This window comes from Flavobacteriales bacterium, assembly GCA_021296215.1.
GTDB lineage: Bacteria > Bacteroidota > Bacteroidia > Flavobacteriales > ECT2AJA-044 > ECT2AJA-044.
Genome location: JAGWBA010000119.1, coordinates 1 through 3,631, shown reverse-complemented (window position 1 = coordinate 3,631; position 3,631 = coordinate 1). Strand labels below are relative to the sequence as shown.

At 45.2% G+C, this 3,631-nt stretch carries 3 protein-coding genes; all 3 read right to left on the bottom strand.

Annotated elements, in window-relative coordinates; genetic code table 11:
• Positions 1–112: 112 nt before the first annotated feature.
• From J4F31_12275 to J4F31_12265, 3 genes are read right to left on the bottom strand one after another with little or no spacing between them, the layout of a single operon-like run.
• Positions 113–586, bottom strand: coding sequence for a hypothetical protein (locus J4F31_12275; protein ID MCE2497328.1), 474 nt, complete (start codon positions 584–586; stop codon positions 113–115).
• Entirely contained in the window at positions 583–1,695 is a 1,113-nt protein-coding gene (locus J4F31_12270) for a hypothetical protein (protein MCE2497327.1), read from the bottom strand. The genes J4F31_12275 and J4F31_12270 overlap by 4 nt, the downstream gene beginning before the upstream one ends.
• A gap of 8 nt (positions 1,696–1,703) precedes the next feature.
• Entirely contained in the window at positions 1,704–3,581 is a 1,878-nt protein-coding gene (locus J4F31_12265) for a hypothetical protein (protein MCE2497326.1), read from the bottom strand.
• Positions 3,582–3,631: the final 50 nt, after the last annotated feature.

Here is a 3,631-nt window from a genome sequence, read left to right as displayed (position 1 = left end):
TCCTCCGGAGCAGAGAGCTGAATCCTACTCTCGGCTAAATCGGGCACGAATATCTCGGTACAGGAAAGGGCAATCAGAAAGATGAAAGCAAAAGCTGCAGGACTAAATTTTCTCATAACTTCTTCGGTTTGGGCAGGTGCACAACAAGGATCATTCCGGGTTGCTTTTCTTTTCGGCTTTTGTCCGGAGCCTTTATTCGGAGCTCTTGAATATGAATTGCTTTCCAGGATTGTTCGAAGGCTTTTTCCTGCCGGAGCAGATCATGCAACCTTCCCGAAAAACGCAGCTCGTAAAAGCTACCGTGTGCTGACGTACCGGTTTCCGTGAGCTCTTCAAACCGCACTTTTTTGCTGGTCATTGCCTTTTCTACTGTTTGGAGCAGATCAGAATTTATCTCTTCGTTTTGTTCGGCCCTTAGAGAAAAATACCCCTCCGAGGTCATTTGGTTACCCTGGTCGGTTGGCTCAATGAATGCGCTTACAGCGTGCAGGTTTTTTGCCTTCTTAAGCCGCTTGGGGAGCTCAGAGAAAAATACGAACCCCAACACTACAATATAAAATGCCCATAAATAGGTACTTAGTTTCATTTTATCGAAACTTTAAAAAGGATCTGTCCTTTTTGATTCTTTGTAAGCTCTTCAGCACGAATGATGGATTCCGGGAAACGTGTTGTCAAACCACTTATGAAGCGGTCGATATTTGAGCTTCCATCGGCTCTTCCAAGAACGAATACACCTTTCTCGTGCTCTTTTTTATGCTCCGCGTCCAAGGATTCAATTACCAGTGGATTGACCGTAAGCTCGAGAATATAAATCGTTTGGTTTGCAGCAGAATAAATGCGGTCTGTGATGATTGCCAAGTCCTGATCGGGGGTATTTACCGCCTTGAAATACGCCTTTTCATCAGTTGAACGTCTCTTCTCTTCTTGCCGCCTTTGTTCGGCCAGCATTAAATCGCCATTTTCTATCTCCAGAACACGAAGCTGTTCCTCCTGCTTTTGGGCCCAGAAAAAATTAAGCAGTGCAAGAAAAAATACGCCTCCCAAAAGAACGTACCGGTTTTTTCTTTCCCATTGCCTTAGTCCAAGAGAAAACCGATTAAAGCGATTTTCAGATAACTTATGTGCCAATGTGTAACCGCCCAAGAAAAGAAGAGGTTGGAATTCATCTTTAGCTGTACTACTCTCCATGGATTCCTCACCCCTCGAAACGTCAGTGTTTTCATGAGTAAGAGCTCCTTCCTTTAAGTCGAAGGATACGTCTCCGAACGATAAGGGTAAATAGGGGGCTAACACTTCCGGGCTTTGGTCGAGCACATCAAAGGCATTTAGCTTTTCGCACTGCATACCTTGAATATCAAAAGGGAGATCGTTTTCTTCTTGAAGGTCACTTGTAACGTAGTAGTTGTTGTAGTGCTCCAATTTTTTGAATGAGGCTAGCGCCCCGCCAGCAATACCTGTCAGTTTAGGTGGACTACCCGAAAACAGCTTTTGACTTTCGTCGGCGCTTAGCAAGAGTGCGCAACCTGTGCGATCCTTCCAAAAGGACCATTTTTCATCATCTAATGGGTCGAACTCATTCAAAAGCTCTATTTGTCCTTTATCGAGAACAAAAACACCGGCGGCAAATAGGTCGCACTTATGCTTTTGAGCTTTTATTAAAACTACCATGAACCGTACGGAAAGTCCTGCTCTCATGGTCTTAATTAATTTAAGGTCGGCTTGATGAAAATATTGAGCTTTGCCTCTGATTTTTGATTCTTCTTTGAACTAAAAAACCACTCTAGGATTGGAATACGGCTTAGTACGGGAACTCCGCTGCTCGATTCTTCTTTTGAGACCTCTTCGAGCCCACCCAAAAGAACCATTTCGCCATTCATCACGCGGATCATCGAAGTAAAGTTGCGGGAAACTTCACCCGGAGGCGCATCAGGAGCAATGCGTGCGGTAAAGTTGGACTGCGTCACATTAATGTTCAGCGTAACCTCATTGCGCCCAGCGATATAGGGAGTAATGGTAACTTCTAGATTCGCTTGAACAGAGTTATACTGTCGGGTGATGACGGTTTGAGGGTTTTGGGAACCGATAATATTTTGGTTTTCGACCACGTAATACTCCTTATCGCCAATCTTTAGGCTGGCCTCATGGCCATTGAGGGTAGATAGTTTAGGGGTAGAGCGAACATTGAGGACTCCTTGTTCTTCTAAGGCGCGAATGGTCATATAGAAGTTATCGTTCACATACCCCAAGTTGGCTAGCCCACCTCCTGAAAAACTTTGAATCAGGTTATTGATACTCGCCCCATTCAGGGTATAGCCCACTTCCGGGAAAACTTGCCCCCCACTTACCGCCGGCTCCTGTCCTACTCCCATCTCAATACCGGTCTCCACGGATCTGTTTTCGTTGTAATCGACAATCATTACTTCGATGATAACCATAGGCACCGGGCGGTCAATTTGCTCTAAAAAAGCATAAACCTCTTCGACTTCCCGACGGTCGCCACTTATGATGAGCGCATTGAGCTCGATGAATTCTTCGATTTGGATGTTTTGCTGAATGGATTCGGGGATGGCATTTTTTAAGTCCTTCGCACTCCGGTTCTCAAGCACGAAGGTTTTGGTTATGCGTAGCCCTTCGCCTTGCCGCCTTCCAAAAAAGTAGGTGCTGTCTACTGATCGGTAGGTGTATTCAGTGCCATAAAACAGTTCGTTGAGTAACCGGTCCAACGGATACCGTTCGACATTTATGGTTTGAACTCCTTGAATCTCCTCGTACATAAAAAAGTCCAGATCAATGGTGGAGGTCAGTGCCGAGAGTATTTCACTCAAGGGCATTTGACCGGCAGAAAGAGAAATCAGCGAGTCCGATGAAACCGAAATATTTATTCCCCGGCCAAAAGTGCGCGACACATAGGTATCTTCAGGGAGACTTTCTTCCGCTCTCGGCACCAGCGAAAAAAGGCTGTCGGAGCGCACCTCAAGAGTCATGTCATTGGACCAGGCCAGCTGATCGAGTGCCTCTTGGGCCGGTAAACGCTCGACGTACAGCGACACTCGTTTTCCGGAAAGCTCAGGGGAAAAAACCAGGTTATAAGGAGTCCTTCGAGCGATTTCTCGAGCCACCTCCGCAAGGGTGTCTGCCTTTAAATCAAATGAAAGCAGGCTCATATCTTTTTGGTAAACGATACTTAAAGAGTCTAGGCTTGGCTTTTCTTTTTTAAGTGCGCCGATGCGAATTACTGTTCCGCTGACATCTATGGTAATGGGATACTCCTCGGCAAAAAAGATAAGGACATCAATGACCTTGATGTTTTTAAAGTTGTTGACCACCTTGTAATCAAGATCAGATGTAATCACCAGATTAACATCATTGGCTAAGGCAAGAGAGCGAAGAAACTCATCGAGAGGAACATCTGAAACGGAAATCTCAATAACACCGTTAAGCCCCGGGATATCAGCTCTAGCGGTCTCAAGTTGACCTTTAATATCCATAACCCGGCCGGCCGATTGCGCATGCGATTTGAAGGAGAGCGATGCTAGACCCAATAAAAGTAAGCCTTGAATCCAAAAATGTTTTACCCCCATTTTATTCGGTCAAATTCAATTTTATCAATGATTCCATTTTGATACAGTTT

Coding starts and splice junctions, on each gene's coding strand:
- J4F31_12265 (MCE2497326.1), bottom strand. CDS start 3,581: ATGGGGGTAAAACATTTTTGGATTCAAGGCTTACTTTTATTGGGTCTA.
- J4F31_12270 (MCE2497327.1), bottom strand. CDS start 1,695: ATGAGAGCAGGACTTTCCGTACGGTTCATGGTAGTTTTAATAAAAGCT.
- J4F31_12275 (MCE2497328.1), bottom strand. CDS start 586: ATGAAACTAAGTACCTATTTATGGGCATTTTATATTGTAGTGTTGGGG.